The following is a 13,839-nucleotide window of genomic DNA, read 5'->3' as shown; positions in this document are numbered from 1 at the left end:
ACACCGCGCTCAAAGGCCTACCACCCGCCAGCCGCGTTCCTAACCTCTCAGGTCAGTACAACTAGGGCCGTCGGTGCCGGCACCCCTGTCCGGCACCGCACCGTCCCGCACAACGAGGAGGGCCCCGGTCGTGACGACCGGGGCCCTCCTCGATTTCTGGCGACTCAGGCGCCGAACCCGACCTTGCGCGAGTCCTGCGGGCCGATCTCCACGTACGCGACGCGGCCAGCGGGCACGACGAAACGCGCGCCCTTGACGTCCACCAGCGACAGCACGCTGGACTTGCCGGACACCGCGTCCGCCACCAGGGTCTCGACCTCGGACGGGTTGAGCTCACTGGTCACGACGAGTTCGCGTCCGCTGTCCGCGACGCCGATCCTGACCTCCACGCTGACCTCCGTGCTCAAGAGAAAACTCCGACCGCGAGCCTACCTAGCCGAGGCCCAGCTGCGTCATGCGCCGCGCGTGCGTCTGCTGGAGCCGGCGGAACAGCTGACCGATCCCGGCGAGGTCCCCCGACCCCCGCACGATGAGCTCCGAGAGCCCGTCGCGCTCCGCCACCACGTACTGGGCCTGCGTCAACGCCTCTCCGAGCAGCCGGCGGCCCCACAGCGCGAGCCGGTCGCGCACCCGCGGATCGGTCTCGACGGCGGCCAGGACTTCGCGTTCAGCGAACGCCGAGTGACCCGTGTCGGCGAGCACGTGCAGCACGAGCTCCCCCGTCGGCTCGTCCAGCCACGTCGCCACCTCGCGGTAGAAGTCGGCGGCGAGGCCGTCACCGACGTACGCCTTCACCAGCGACTCGAGCCACGACTTGGGGCTCGTCGACTCGTGGAACGCGTCGAAGCCCTTCACGAACGGCGCCATCGCGTCCTCGACGGCGATGCCCTCGGCGGCGAGGTGCTTCTGCAGCAGCGTGAAGTGCCCGATCTCGGCCGCGGCCATCTGTGCGAGTGCCGCACGGCCCGCCAGCGTCGGCGCCGTGCGCGAGTCCTCCGTCATCCGGTCGAAGGCCGAGAGCTCGCCATACGCAACCGCTCCCAGAAGATCGACAACACCCTCCGCAACACCCATGAGACCGAACTCTAGTGCGGCGAGCCGGACACTCACCGGCCGATCGGCGCGTTCAGGCGGACGAATCGTGGTGCCGCCTCCACGCCCGCACACCGGGCATGTGCGGGCGTGGGGGCGGTGCCGCGAGGCGTCCCCCCGAGCGCCGCGAGCGGCCGGAATCGCCGCACCAGGTGGTCAAATGTGTCTTGCCAGGTAGAATGGGTCTCGGACGCCCGGCGTGACGAGTGTGACGACCATGCTGCGCGGCGTTGAAATGGTGCGCGTACACCTTTCCCGCAGCTGCTCATCGAGCGCGGTCGAGAGGCCCGGCCAGGGCTCGTACGCGCTTGGTACGAGAGAGGCTGATCACCCTGACCGCTGAAGTAGAAGCACATCTGGACCCGGTTCTCCTGGAACACAGCGAGGCCGGAGTCCCCGAAGAAGACACGTCGCACCCGCTGCTGGCAGATGCCCCGGTGCAGTCCGAATCCCCCACGTTCGCCGAGCTCGGCGTGCGTCCGGAGATCGTCAAGGCCCTCGGCGAGGCGGGCATCGTCCGCACCTTCGCCATCCAGGAGCTCACGCTTCCCATCGCGCTCGCCGGCGACGACGTCATCGGCCAGGCGCGCACCGGCACCGGCAAGACCCTCGGGTTCGGCGTGCCGCTGCTGCACCGCGTCGACCTGCCCGGCGACGGCACCCCGCAGGCCCTCGTCGTCGTACCCACCCGTGAGCTGTGCCTCCAGGTGGCTCACGACCTCACCGACGCCGCGCGCCACCTGGGCGTGAAGGTCGCCGCCATCTACGGCGGCATCCCGTACGAGCGGCAGATCGCGCAGCTCCGCAAGGGCGCCGACGTCATCATCGGCACACCCGGCCGCCTGCTCGACCTGGCCGAACAGCGCCACCTGGTGCTCGGCAAGGTCCGCATGCTGGTGCTCGACGAGGCCGACGAGATGCTCGACCTGGGCTTCCTGCCCGACATCGAGCGCATCCTGAACATGGTCCCGGATCAGCGTCAGACGATGCTGTTCTCGGCGACGATGCCCGGCCCGATCATCACGCTGGCCCGCACGTTCCTCACGCAGCCGACGCACATCCGGGCCGAGGAGAACGACGCCGGCCAGACGCACGAGAACACCTCGCAGTTCGTCTACCGGGCGCACTCGATGGACAAGCCGGAGATGCTGGCCCGCGCGCTGCAGGCCCGCGACCGGGGTCTGACCATGGTGTTCGCGCGGACCAAGCGGACCGCGCAGAAGGTCGCCGACGACCTGACCGAACGCGGGTTCGCCGCGGCCGCCGTGCACGGTGACCTGGGCCAGGGCGCGCGCGAGAAGGCGCTGCGGGCGTTCCGCGCCGGCAAGGTCGACGTGCTGGTCGCCACCGACGTCGCCGCGCGCGGCATCGACATCGACGACGTGACGCACGTCATCAACTACCAGTGCCCCGAGGACGAGAAGACGTACGTCCACCGCATCGGCCGCACGGGCCGTGCCGGGCGCACGGGTGTCGCGGTCACGTTCGTCGACTGGGACGAGACGCACCGCTGGGCCTCGGTCAACGACCTGCTGGGCCTCGGCCAGCCGTTGCCGGTGGAGACGTACTCCACGTCCGACCACCTGTACAACGACCTGGGCATCCCGTCCGGCTCCACGGGCAGGTTGCCGCTGAGCCACCGCACCCGCGCGGGCCTCGACGCCGAAGAGGAGGAGCAGCTCGACAGCGGCAAGCGCAAGCGCCGCAGCAGCGGTGGCAGCAGTCGTCGCACCGGCTCCTCCCGCACCGAGGGCGAGCAGGCCGCGGAGACGAACGAGGAGACGAGGCCGAAGCGGTCCCGCTCGCGCACGCGCAGCCGCGCGGGCGTGACGCAGGAGGGCGAGCAGACGCAGTCGGCCGCGCCCGAGTCCGCCGAGAAGTCCGCCTCGGACAAGCCGCGCAGGCGTCGGCGTCGCCGAAGCTCTGCCGAACAGGCCGCTCCTTCGGCAGACTGATCACCATGTCGTCCCCCGGTTCCGACGTCACCGACGTCGAGGACGTCCTCGACGAGCCCGCGCACGAGGCCGTGCCCGCCGCAGAACGTCCGCCCGCCCGGTCCTGGCGCACCCGCGCCGACTTCATCGCGGTCGCAGTGATCGCGGTGGTGTCGGTGACGGCGTCCGTGCTGACCTGGGCTTTCAGCGATGCTCGTGCCACGACGTCGGTCACCGGGCCGTCGTCGTGGGAGCCGCTGCCCGAAGTGGCCACGCTGCCTCCGTCGCTCGCCGAGGTGTGGCGGGCGCGCAGCGGCGCCTCGCTGTCCCCCGTGGTCGTGCAGACCGCGTCGAAGGACACCGGCGAGGAGAAGCCGTCGACGGTCGTGACCGGCGACGGCGGCGCGGTCCACGGGCGCGACCCGCTGACCGGTGACGTGCGCTGGACGTACGAGCGCGATCTGCCGCTGTGCGTCGTGAGCACGGCGTGGGGCCGGGCGATGGCTCTCTACTCCAAGGGCACGAACTGCTCCGAGCTCACGTCGCTCGACGGCATCACCGGCGAGCGGCGGGCGCAGCGCAACGGCGACGCGGAACCGGGCACGGCACTGCTCAACGAGGGTTCGCACCTGATCACCACGGGCTCGAAGTTCGTCGAGGTGTACCGGCGCGACGACCTGGTGCGCTCGCTCGAGTACGGCGGCCTGCGCGCGATCGTGAACCCGGGCAAGCAGCCGCGCGTCGGCTGCGCGTACGGCTCGGTGGCCGTGACGACCGGCAAGTTCGCGATGGTCGAGCGCTGCCCGGACGACGCGTCGGACCGGGTGACGATCCTGAAGCCGAACCCGGACAAGTCCGACGAGCCCAAGGTGTTCGGCAGTTCCGTCACCGGCAGCAAGAACGTGCAGGTCGTGGCCATCACCGAGAAGCTCGTCGCGGTGGCGGTACCGGGCCCGAACAGGATCGTGACGTTCGACGCGGAGACCGGCAACCAGGTCGGCGAGGCGCCGCTCGACATCCCCGACGCCGACTTCACCGACCCGCCGAACCACGTCTCGCGCGTCTTCACGACGAAGACGAACGCCTTCTGGTTCTCCGGCTCCCGCACGGTCGCGCTGTCGCTGGACACCCTCACTCCACTGTGGACCGCCGAGGGCACGCTGGGCGCCGGTACGACGCTCGCGGGCCGCGCGCTCATCCCGGTGAAGGAGGGTCTGCGGGTGTACGAGCAGGCCACGGGCGCGGTCGTGGGCACGATCCGGCTGAACCGCGAAGGCCACCAGGGCCCTGTGCAACTGGCCACAGCCGGTCCGGTCGTACTCGAGCAGCGTGGCGAAACCCTGGTCGCGCTGCGATAGTTCAGCTCGTGTACTCGCAGATCAGCCCGCACCGGGCGCACCGCGTCGACTTCCCGGGCCGCTACGGCACGATCGCGGCGCTGCGCGCGCCCGCGGTGGGCGACGACTCGATGCGCACGACCGTGCTGCTCGTTCCGGGCTACACAGGCTCCAAAGAGGACTTCGCGCCGATGATCGACCCGATCGCGGACGCGGGTTTCGAGGTCGTCGCGATCGACCTGCCGGGCCAGCAGGACTCGCAGGGCCCGGACGACGAGGCGCTCTACCGGCCGGGCCCGCTCGGGTCGGTGCTCGCCGAGCTGATCGGGAAGATCGCGGCGGACGGCCGGAAAGTGCTGCTGCTCGGCCACTCCTACGGCGGCCTGGTCTCGCGGGCGGCGATGTTCGCGGGCGCCCCGGTCTCGGGGCTCACGCTGCTGTCGTCCGGCCCGTCCGAACTGCCCGCGGGGGATCGCCGCACGGTGCTGGAGGTCGGCGAGCACGTGCTGGCCGAGCAGGGCGTCGAGGGCACCCAGCGGCTGAACGAGCTGCGCTCGCAGCAGAACCCGGCGTACGCGGTGCTCCCGCAGGAGCTGAAGGACTTCTACCGCACCAGGTTCCTCAAGTCGCGGGCAGCGGCGTTGCTCGGCATGGGCAACGGTCTGCGCCACGAACCGGACCAGGTCGCGAAGCTGGCGCGCACGCTGCGGTCGTCCGGCACGCCGTGCCTGGTGGTGTGCGGCGACTCGGACGACGCGTGGTCGCCCGCCGCCCAGCGCGACATGGCGGAGCGGCTGGACGCGGACTTCGCCGTGCTGCCGGGCGTGATGCACTCACCGAACACCGAGGCGCCGCTCGACCTCATCGCCACCCTGCTGCCGACGTGGCGGGCCTGGCTGAGCTCCTGAGCCGCACCACGTTGGCACGCAAGGACTTCCTCACGTGCCAACGCGACCGCTCAGGGCGTCACGGGCGGATCTGGATCTCACCCTCGTGCGTCGCGGAGTGCGGCCACGAGCTCAGCTCCGCCTTGGCGTAGGCCGTCCCCCAGCGGAACGCCCGGTTCTGCGCCGTCACGCTGAGCTTGATGGTCTGGAACGCGCCGGTGCACGTGACGCTCTTCGACGTCCCGCCGGACGCCACGCCGCCCAGCACGGTCTGGCTGATGCTGATGTTCACGTAGCCCTGCGACGGGGAGGCCGGGCAGGAGAACGTCACGTCGACCTCGACCGCAGCCCCCAGCGCCTTCCACTTCGCCGGCGACTCGACTCTGACGAGAGCCTGCGAAGGCGACTGCGCGCTCACATCGGCCAGGACCGGTGCGATGGACGCGAGGATCGCGCCACCCGCCACGGCCACGACCGCCGCCGTCTTCCCCGCGGTCAACTTCTTCATGCTGCTGTCCCCTCTCTCATCCCGTCCTCAGTGGACGGAAACCCCAGACCGGCGCAGAGGCCGGCGACGATCAAGACGGCGGGCAGATGCCACAGGAAGTCGAACCCGCTGTGCACGAGCACAACTACGACGGCCGCCGTCGCCCCCGCCCACAGCGGAGTGCCGCGCCCGCGCCACAGGCCGACCACCACCGCGGCCACGACCCCCAGCGCGGCCAGCAAGCCGACGACCCCCAGCTCCACGAGCACCTGGAGGTACTCGTTGTGCACATAACGCATCACACGGGCGCCTTCGTTGCCCCTGTCGAAGAAAAAAGATCCGTTCCCCGGACCGGTCCCGAGCAACGGCGTCCGCGCGACGAGGTCCAGCGCGGCCCCGGTCGCCCCGGTGCGGTCGGGTGAGCTGAACGAGACGCGCGTGGCCAGGCGGTCGGCGAAGGCGAACACGGCCACCCCGCCACCGGCGAGCACCAGCAGCACGACCGGTACGGCGAACCGGCCCAGCCTGGGCAGTCCCACCGCGACCAGGGCACCGGCGACCAGCCCCGCGACCGCGAGCAGCGGTTCCGGTTCGTCGGCCACCCGCATCGACGGCAGCAGGGCGCCCACCGCCACCACGGCCCCGAGCAGCGGTGGCACGGCGGCGGTCAGCGTCGCCACGACACCCTGCGACGCGCACAGCGCCAGCAACCCGGCGAGCAGCGCGATCACCCCGGCACGGCTCATCGTCGCGCCGATTCCCGCGCACAGCAGGAAACTCGTCACCGCCGTGAACAACGTCGGCCGCAGGACCAGCGACAACACGGCGGTCGCCGCCATCACCGCGGCGGCGGCGTTCGGGTAGGTCAGGGTCGACCCCGCCCGCAGCAACCCCTCCGCGACGGTCGACCACGACGGCAGCCGGAACACCACGGCCACCCACCCGGTGAGCCCGACCAGCGCACCGACACCGGTGAGGACCGTCGCGAGAAACTCGCGCTGGTCGCGATCAGCCTGTGCCGCAACGACCGCGGCACCGACGAAGACACCCGCGGCGGCCACCGACGGCAGCCCCGAGAGCACGTCGCCTTCGAGCACCCCGCGCAGCAACGCCCACGCCGCGAACGCTCCGCCCAGTCCCATGAGGAGGTTCGGCCTCGGGCGGGCCAGCACGACGGCCACCCCGACGAGCACCGCGGACAACACCCGGCCGGGCAGGTAGTACCCGCCCTGCGCGACCACGGCCGCGGCGAACCCCGCGACCACCAGCAGCACCGGCACCGGCAACGCGACCGAATCTCGACGCGTGCCAACGACTTCTCCCGCGTCCATCGGCTTCCCCCCGTGGTCGAACCGCCTCCCCAAGCGGATCGAGAGCACACTGTAGGTGTCCAAAGGCCCCGGCGGAAGTGCGATTGCCCAGTCAATGACCCAGGACGGCGACGAACGCGCCGAGCAGCATGAACGGCCCGAAGGGCAGCGCGCTCTTCAGCGTGATCCGCCGCAGGAGCAACAGGACCAGCGACACGACGGCCGACAGGACGAACGCGAGGGCGGCGCCGAACACCAGCTCCGGCCAGCCGAGCCACGCGAGCGCCAGCCCGCCAAGCACCGCCCGGCCGAGCGCGCCGAACGTGCCGCCCTCGACGGCCAAGACCTATGTCTCACGCCTCTACGACAAGCTGGGCGTCTCGAACCGGGCGCAGGCGCTGAAGGCAGGGCTGATCCAGAGCAACGCGGCGACGGCCTGACCCGGGACTAGGCCCACCAGAACGTCCAGAGCGTCGCCGCGCTCACCACGAGCACCACGAGCGACGCGACCGGCGCCTTCCAGTCCGCGTACCGGTCAGCGACGATCTGCGCACTGACCACCAGCAGCGCCGCCACCACGTGCGCGACGACGGACAACGTCCCAGGCCCCGGCAGGTCGCGGGAGTTCGCGTAGAACTGGACGCCGATGTTCCCCAGAGCAAGAAGCACCATGCCCACGGCGAGCACACCGCTCACGGCGCGCAGGAATCCGTAGGTCCGCGACGGTCGCTTTGCTGCTTCCACGTCCACCCGAGCCACCCTACGGGTCCACGGGCGTCCGGGCTGGCATGGCCCGAACACCCCCACGAAAGCCCCGGCACCCTTAAGGCGCCAGCAACGCCCACGGGTCGAGCGACGGCGCCGCCGCCTGCCCCTCCGCACAACTCCGCCGGAAGTCGCACCACTGGCACTGCCTCCCGGTCACCGGCGGGAAGAGGACCTCCTGGTCCCCGCCGGCCTTCAGGGTCTCGGTGGCGAGGTCGATCTCGTCGGCCGCCTCCTCCGCCCGCCGCACGTGCCGGGCGAGCGACTCCTCCGTGTGCTCCCAGGACGCGACCGAGCCGGACGGCAGGTGGTGCAACTCGACCCGGCGGCACGGCTTGCGCAGCGTGCGGCGGGCAGCCAGGGCGTACAGGGCGAGCGCTTGGGAGCCTCGGGCGTCGTCCGAGGTCAGGACGTGACGCCCGGTCTTGTAGTCGACGATGACCAGTTCACCGTCCCGGTGGTCGATGCGGTCGACCCGGCCCTCGGCCACGATGCGCTCCGTCGGGGAGGAGACCCACCGCTCCACACCCAGCGGTTCGAAGTCGACGTCCAGCGCGGAGACGTACCCGTGCACCCACCCCTGGGCACGGGTGCGGTACTCGGCGGCCTGGTCGACGTCGCGGAAACCCTCGGACTTCCACTGCCGGTTGAGCAGGGCCACGGCCTGGTCCGGCGTGCGGCGCTCGGGCGGCAGGTCGAAGAGGGCCTTCAGGGCGTTGTGGACCACGGCACCCAGCGTGTTGTGCGCCCAGGCACCGCCCCGCGGGGGCGAGGGCCGGTCGAGGTACGTCATCCGGAAGCGGCGCGGGCAGCTGGTCCACGTCGACAGCTTCGCGGGCGTGACGCGCACGAGCCGGCGGGGTGCCGCGGTGCCGAAGTCGAAGCCGAGTTGTTCCACCCCAACCAAGTTACTCAGCACCCCTGACAGTGCTGGATCGCCCCTGCTCCGCAGATGGCGGCGAGTTCGTCGAGAAGCCGGTCGTCCGGCCGAATCGCCGGCGCCGAATTGGGCTCCGCCGAATTCGACACCGGCGGTTGACCGGACGACCGGCACGAACTCGCTACATTTCGCCGCATGGAGATCTGGCACAACCCGCGCTGTTCCAAGAGCCGCGCCGCCAAGCAGCGCCTGGACGACAGCGGCGTCGAGTACACCGAACGCCGCTACCTCGACGACGCGCCATCAGCCGAGGAGCTCGACCACGTCCTCACGCTGCTCGGCAAAGAGCCCTGGGAGATCGCGCGCACCAAGGAACCCGCGTACCCGAAAACTCTCGAACACGACCGCGCGAAGTGGATCGAGCACATGGTCGCCAACCCGAGCCTCATCGAACGCCCGATCATCATCGACGGCGACAAGGCGCACATCGAGCGCTAGACCCCGGACGTGATGAACCCCTGCACCGACGACGCGACCAGCTGCACGGCGATCGCGGCCAGCAGCAGACCGGCGATCTTGGCCATCAGCAGGATCCCGCTCTCCTTGAACACCTTGATCAGCAGCCCGGCGGACCGCAGCGTCCCCAGCAGCACGAGGTGCACGGCCACGATCGCCGCGGCCAGCGCGAAGTAGGAACCCCAAGCCCCGTCCGCCTGCCGCACGAACACGATCGTCGCCGCGATCGCACCGGGGCCCGCGAGCAGCGGCGTCCCCAGCGGCACCAGGGCGATGTTCACGTCCTCGACCTCGGGGTGGTTGGTCGCGCCCTTGCCCGTCAGCAGGTCGAGGGCGATCAGCAACAGCAGCAGCCCGCCCGCGCCCTGCAGGGCGGGGATGCCGATGTGCATGTACGCCAGGATCGAGTTGCCCGCGACGGCGAACAGCGTGATGACCAGGAACGACACCAGCACGCCCTGCCGTGCCGCGCTCTTGCGGGCCTCGCGCGACTTGCGGCCCACCAGGCCCAGGAAGACCGGCACGGTCCCCGGCGGGTCCATGATCACCAGCAGCGTGATCGAGGCCTCGATGAAGAGCCGCAGGTTGAACACGAGAACACCGCCCTATCCCACGAGGATCTTGCAGCCCGTCGCCCTCTCGGCCAGAGCATCCAGCATTTCCGGCGCCGTCGTCTCCGCGCCGAGCCGCACCGTCTTGTTCGTGCCGTGGTAGTCACTCGACCCGGTGACGATCAGGCCCAGCGAGTCGGCAAGTTCCCGCAGCGACCGCCGCGTCTCGGGATCGTGGTCCGGGTGGTCCACCTCGACCCCGGCGAGGCCGAGAGAAGCCAGCGCACGCACCACCGAGGGCGCCACGACGGGGCCGCGGGAACGGGCGAAGGGGTGGGCCAGCACGGTGACGCCGCCGGCCTCGGTGATCATCTCGATCGCGCGCTCGACGGGGGTGTCGGTGCGGCCGACGTAGTACTGACCGCCGGTCAGGAACGTCGCGAACGCCTCGTCGACCGACGTCACCACCCCGGCGCGGATCAGCGCCTGGGCGAGGTGCGGGCGTCCGGCCGGCGCGTCGAACGGCAGGCGGGACATCAGGTCGACCGGGTCGATCGGGAAGCCGTCGGCCTGCATCATCTCGGCCATCTTCTGCAGCCGCGAACGCCGCTCCTCACGCAGGCGCGACTGTTCCTTCATCAGCATGGCGTGCGTCGGGTCGTACAGGTACGCCAGCAGATGAACGGTGATGGTGTGGCCGTAGCCGTCAGCGGAGGAACACGACAGCTCGGCGCCCCGCACGAGCCTCAGCCCGGTCGGCAGCGCCGCCTCGGCCTCGGCCCAGCCGGCCGCCGTGTCGTGGTCCGTGATCGCCACCGCGTCGAGCCCGGCCAGGGCCGCCGCCCTCACCAGGTCGGCAGGGCTGTCGGTGCCGTCGGACTCGGACGAATGGGTGTGCAGATCGATGACCACGTCGTCCAGTGTGGACGACGTGGTGAACGACCCGTGTTACGGGACCATCTTCTTGCCGCGCGCGGCGCGCTGGGCCTTGATCATCGAGAACCGCTCGGCCTGGGCCTTCTTGTCGCCGAAGGTCAGCTCCGAGATGGCGTCGTAGACCTCTTCCGGGTCCGGCAGGTACTCCAGGCGGTTCAGCGCCTGGATCTGACCCGCCGACTCCACGATGAGCGTGCCGAAGCCGAACATGCGTCCGCTGACGGTGCGCTCGTAGGTGAGGTCGGTGACCTTGCTGATGGGCATCATCGCGACCTTGGTCTCGAAGACGCCCGAGGTCAGCATGAAGCGCTTGTCGGTGACGACGATGCGCTCCACCCACCACTCGATGATGAAGTAGGAGAGCCGCAGGAGGACCAGCAGCGCTCCGTACCACAGCACGTTCTGGATCACGGCCGCGTCCGCCGGGGCCAGGTACGAGATCATCATGAAGCCGGCGAGCAGTGCCGCCGCCTCCAGGACGTCCCAGATCAGGTAGGACCAGTGCCTGCGCACCCGGATGACCCGACGCTCGCTCGACAGCAGGTAGTCGTCCGGATCACGTGGTGCGAACATGCGCTACCAGCCTTTCCTGGTACCAGGCAGTGCCCTGTCTGACCTGCTCCGCCACCCCGGCGGGTGGCTGGTACCAGACTAGAAGACGGAACGCACGAACGTGATCAGCGCTTCGGCCGCGGTTCGCAACGAGTTGAGGATGTTCTGCACGAGTTGGGCCGCCTGCTGAGGCTCCGCGATCAGGAAGAACAACAGCAAGGCGATTCCAGCGAAAGTGAGAATCTTCTTCAAGTTCACGGTGTCCACCCCGTCCGCGTCGCACCCGTTTGGCGCCGTTCGTGACCGTTGTACAGCACGATTAAGCACCTTGGGAGATTTGTACCGCAGCCGGGGTAGCGGACAGCACCGCCGATCCGGTGTGACTACGCTTCGTGATCGTGACGGCCAGCAGCAAGCGCACGATCCGTTGCGTCGGAGCCATCGTCCATGACTCGATCGGGCGACTGCTGCTCGTGCGACGCGCCAATCCGCCTGGTGAGGGCATGTGGTCGATACCGGGCGGGCGCGTGGAGCCTGGTGAGGCGGATGAGACGGCCGTGACTAGGGAACTCGCTGAGGAAACAGGACTCTCCGTCACCGTCGGACGCCTCGTCGGCCACGTGGAGCGACCGGCCCCGAACGGGGTTTTCCTGATCTTCGACTACGAATGCCAGGTCACGTCGGGTGTGCTCCGAGCGGGCGACGACGCATCGGATGTCGCTTGGGTCGACGGTGCGACCTTGGACACACTCCCGACCACCGACGGGCTCGTGGAAGCGCTCTCTGCCTGGAACTGCCTGCCCAGGACCTGATCAGGGTTCAACCGATCGGGGCGGGCGGCTCAACGCCAAACGAGACGTTGCCCGTGGGCCTCGGTGGTCGCCAGGACGGCCGTCTCCGCGCCCGACGCACCGACACGGACGAGCCGCAGCTCACCGGCCTCGTGCGCGGCCCACCAGACTTCTCTGCCCAAAGCCGACAATGCGGGCACGAGGTCGAGTCCGGACCCGCTCGTGATGACGACGAGCGGCGCGTCGATCGGCTCGACCGCCTTGGCGAGGTCCGCGACCGGGTCGCCGGCCACCAGGCGCGGCGGGTTCTTGCGCAGCACCCCGCACGCCACCCCGAACAGGCGCAGGCGCTCCGGCTGGTCGGCCCACACGCAGGCCTCCAGCCACGCGTAGGCGTCCTCGTCGGTCAGGTCGGCGGGCGCGACCCCGATGCCCGCCTTCGCGGCCACCTTGACCGTCTTGGGCAGCTTCGGCAGCGCGGCGCCGGGAGCGAGCTCCAGCGCGCAATGCAGCCCGAGCGCGGCCTTGGTGGGCCCCGCGACGACCTGGCCCGCCTCCGCGGTCTGGTACCGGTACGAGTACTGGTCGAGGCCGAGCAGCAGTCCGGCCGTCGTCGCGACCTCCACGAGCCCGATCGGCGCGCCCGCCTGCTTGGCCGCGGCGGCGACGGCCGGGTAGAGCAGGGCCGCGCGCTTCACCTCGTTGGTCTGGATCACCTGCGTGCTCACCAGGGCCCGCACGCGGTCGCCGCGTTCCAGCAGGAAGTCGCGGAACAGCGGCCAGGTGCTCTCGTCCGCGCCGTACGTCCCGCCGAGCGACGGGTAGTAGTTCGAGAGCTGGTGGAACGGCTCGGCCTGCACGAGCCGGTGCGCCGCCGCCAGCAGGAGCTCGCCCGTGGCGTTGTCCTCGCTGGCGGCGGTCAGCAGGTCGGCGACCTCCGGATCGGCGGCAGCACGCGACGCGAGGTGTTCGTACAGCGGCGAGATCGCCGAGGCCTCTTCCGCGAACGCCCTCAGACGCTGCTGTGCGAGATCCAGAGAAGTCACTTCACTCCTTGGGTTCAGGCCGTCCCGGCTGCTCGCCACCGCGGGCCTCGCCGTAGGACTGCTTCGGCACCATGACCTTGCGCCTGAAGATGCACACGACCGTGCCGTCCTGCTTGTAGCCGCGAGTCTCCACGTAGACCACGCCCCTGTCGTCCTTCGACTTGGACGGCGTCTTGTCGAGCACCTCGGTCTCACCGTAGATCGTGTCACCGTGGAACGTGGGCTTCACGTGCCGCAGCGACTCGATCTCGAGGTTGGCTATCGCCTTGCCGGAGACGTCGGGCACGGACATGCCCAGCAGCAACGAGTAGATGTAGTTGCCGACGACGACGTTCTTGCCGAAGTCCGTCGTGTTCTCCGCGTAGTTCACGTCCATGTGGAGCGGGTGGTGATTCATCGTGAGCAGGCAGAACAGGTGGTCGTCGTACTCCGTCACCGTCTTGCCCGGCCAGTGCTTGTAAACCGCTCCGACCTCGAACTCCTCGTAGTACCGACCGAACTGCACCGCGCCTCCAACTACGTGTGATCGAGATCTGTCCCAGGTGGGGAGACAGTCTTCACACGGAGGGAGTACCCTCGGCAACCGGTGTGTGAGGATTTCCACCACCAGTGACTTCGCCCCGAGGAGGTGAGGACCCCTAAATGAGCAAGGACCCCCACCCTGCCAGTACCAAGCGCGTCCTCACCGAGGTGGCTTTCTAGCTCCGTCTAGAACGTTCCAGTTCCCCCGGTCAGGGCGCCCGTCGTGCATTCGC

At 69.9% G+C, this 13,839-nt stretch carries 18 protein-coding genes; 5 read left to right on the top strand and 13 right to left on the bottom strand.

Annotation, left to right across the window (positions count from 1 at the left end):
- Positions 1 to 164 precede the first annotated feature (164 nt).
- Both IEY88_RS30420 and IEY88_RS30415 read right to left on the bottom strand, forming a co-directional pair.
- On the bottom strand, positions 165 to 389 hold the full coding sequence (locus tag IEY88_RS30420) for a DUF3107 domain-containing protein (RefSeq protein ID WP_189158308.1): 225 nt from the start codon (positions 387 to 389) through the stop codon (positions 165 to 167).
- Positions 390 to 432: 43 nt separating this feature from the next.
- Positions 433 to 1,074, bottom strand: a complete 642-nt coding sequence (locus tag IEY88_RS30415; RefSeq protein ID WP_189158307.1) for a ferritin-like fold-containing protein — start codon at positions 1,072 to 1,074, stop codon at positions 433 to 435.
- Positions 1,075 to 1,448: 374 nt separating this feature from the next.
- Between IEY88_RS30415 and IEY88_RS30410 the strand changes: the two genes are divergently transcribed.
- From IEY88_RS30410 to IEY88_RS30400, 3 genes are read left to right on the top strand one after another with little or no spacing between them, the layout of a single operon-like run.
- Positions 1,449 to 3,047 carry a DEAD/DEAH box helicase gene (locus IEY88_RS30410; protein WP_373294218.1) on the top strand — a complete coding sequence of 533 codons (1,599 nt, stop codon included), beginning with the start codon at positions 1,449 to 1,451 and terminating at the stop codon, positions 3,045 to 3,047.
- Between the two features lie 5 nt (positions 3,048 to 3,052).
- On the top strand, positions 3,053 to 4,384 hold the full coding sequence (locus tag IEY88_RS30405; protein WP_189158305.1) for an Rv3212 family protein: 1,332 nt from the start codon (positions 3,053 to 3,055) through the stop codon (positions 4,382 to 4,384).
- An 8-nt stretch (positions 4,385 to 4,392) separates the two neighbouring features.
- The gene (locus IEY88_RS30400) at positions 4,393 to 5,271 is read left to right on the top strand and encodes an alpha/beta fold hydrolase (protein WP_189158304.1); all 879 of its coding nucleotides are present in this window, start codon (positions 4,393 to 4,395) and stop codon (positions 5,269 to 5,271) included.
- Positions 5,272 to 5,329: 58 nt separating this feature from the next.
- Here the strand turns inward: IEY88_RS30400 and IEY88_RS30395 are convergent, their stop codons facing one another.
- The 5 genes from IEY88_RS30395 to IEY88_RS30370 form a co-directional block, all read right to left on the bottom strand.
- Entirely contained in the window at positions 5,330 to 5,758 is a 429-nt protein-coding gene (locus tag IEY88_RS30395; protein WP_189158303.1) for a hypothetical protein, read from the bottom strand.
- Positions 5,755 to 7,068: an O-antigen ligase family protein gene (locus IEY88_RS30390; RefSeq protein WP_189158302.1), complete on the bottom strand. Its 1,314-nt coding sequence runs from the start codon at positions 7,066 to 7,068 to the stop codon at positions 5,755 to 5,757. Before IEY88_RS30390 ends, IEY88_RS30395 begins: the two co-directional genes overlap by 4 nt.
- Before the next feature lie 91 nt (positions 7,069 to 7,159).
- Entirely contained in the window at positions 7,160 to 7,390 is a 231-nt protein-coding gene (locus IEY88_RS30385; RefSeq protein ID WP_189158301.1) for an A24 family peptidase, read from the bottom strand.
- A gap of 104 nt (positions 7,391 to 7,494) precedes the next feature.
- On the bottom strand, positions 7,495 to 7,797 hold the full coding sequence (locus IEY88_RS30375) for a hypothetical protein (protein WP_189158300.1): 303 nt from the start codon (positions 7,795 to 7,797) through the stop codon (positions 7,495 to 7,497).
- Between the two features lie 73 nt (positions 7,798 to 7,870).
- Complete coding sequence (locus IEY88_RS30370) at positions 7,871 to 8,710, bottom strand: RecB family exonuclease (protein WP_189158299.1); 840 nt, start codon at positions 8,708 to 8,710, stop codon at positions 7,871 to 7,873.
- A gap of 177 nt (positions 8,711 to 8,887) precedes the next feature.
- Between IEY88_RS30370 and IEY88_RS30365 the strand changes: the two genes are divergently transcribed.
- Positions 8,888 to 9,190: an ArsC/Spx/MgsR family protein gene (locus IEY88_RS30365; protein WP_189158298.1), complete on the top strand. Its 303-nt coding sequence runs from the start codon at positions 8,888 to 8,890 to the stop codon at positions 9,188 to 9,190.
- On the opposite strand, the gene IEY88_RS30360 is transcribed toward IEY88_RS30365, so the two are convergent.
- The 4 genes from IEY88_RS30360 to IEY88_RS30345 all read right to left on the bottom strand — a co-directional run bounded on the left by IEY88_RS30360 (position 9,187) and on the right by IEY88_RS30345 (position 11,505).
- Entirely contained in the window at positions 9,187 to 9,801 is a 615-nt protein-coding gene (locus tag IEY88_RS30360; RefSeq protein WP_268241269.1) for a MarC family protein, read from the bottom strand. The two genes, IEY88_RS30365 and IEY88_RS30360, sit on opposite strands and share 4 nt — an antisense overlap.
- Positions 9,802 to 9,813: 12 nt before the next feature.
- The gene (locus IEY88_RS30355) at positions 9,814 to 10,671 is read right to left on the bottom strand and encodes a PHP domain-containing protein (RefSeq protein ID WP_373294212.1); all 858 of its coding nucleotides are present in this window, start codon (positions 10,669 to 10,671) and stop codon (positions 9,814 to 9,816) included.
- 36 nt (positions 10,672 to 10,707) lie between these two features.
- Positions 10,708 to 11,268, bottom strand: coding sequence for a PH domain-containing protein (locus IEY88_RS30350; RefSeq protein WP_189158297.1), 561 nt, complete (start codon positions 11,266 to 11,268; stop codon positions 10,708 to 10,710).
- A gap of 78 nt (positions 11,269 to 11,346) precedes the next feature.
- The gene (locus tag IEY88_RS30345) at positions 11,347 to 11,505 is read right to left on the bottom strand and encodes a hypothetical protein (RefSeq protein ID WP_169746024.1); all 159 of its coding nucleotides are present in this window, start codon (positions 11,503 to 11,505) and stop codon (positions 11,347 to 11,349) included.
- A gap of 140 nt (positions 11,506 to 11,645) precedes the next feature.
- Here IEY88_RS30345 and IEY88_RS30340 point away from each other — a divergent pair, with 140 nt between their 5' ends.
- Positions 11,646 to 12,059 (top strand): NUDIX hydrolase, encoded by a 414-nt coding sequence (locus IEY88_RS30340; protein ID WP_189158296.1) that lies wholly within the window; start codon positions 11,646 to 11,648, stop codon positions 12,057 to 12,059.
- Between the two features lie 29 nt (positions 12,060 to 12,088).
- Here the strand turns inward: IEY88_RS30340 and IEY88_RS30335 are convergent, their stop codons facing one another.
- Complete coding sequence (locus IEY88_RS30335) at positions 12,089 to 13,084, bottom strand: DUF2332 domain-containing protein (protein ID WP_189158295.1); 996 nt, start codon at positions 13,082 to 13,084, stop codon at positions 12,089 to 12,091.
- A gap of 1 nt (position 13,085) precedes the next feature.
- Positions 13,086 to 13,589, bottom strand: a complete 504-nt coding sequence (locus tag IEY88_RS30330; protein ID WP_090099673.1) for a MaoC family dehydratase — start codon at positions 13,587 to 13,589, stop codon at positions 13,086 to 13,088.
- Between the last annotated feature and the right edge of the window lie 250 nt (positions 13,590 to 13,839).

This window comes from Lentzea pudingi, from assembly GCF_014646255.1.
GTDB classification, from domain to species: Bacteria; Actinomycetota; Actinomycetes; order Mycobacteriales; family Pseudonocardiaceae; genus Lentzea; species Lentzea pudingi.
This window is presented reverse-complemented; position numbering and strand designations above follow the sequence as displayed.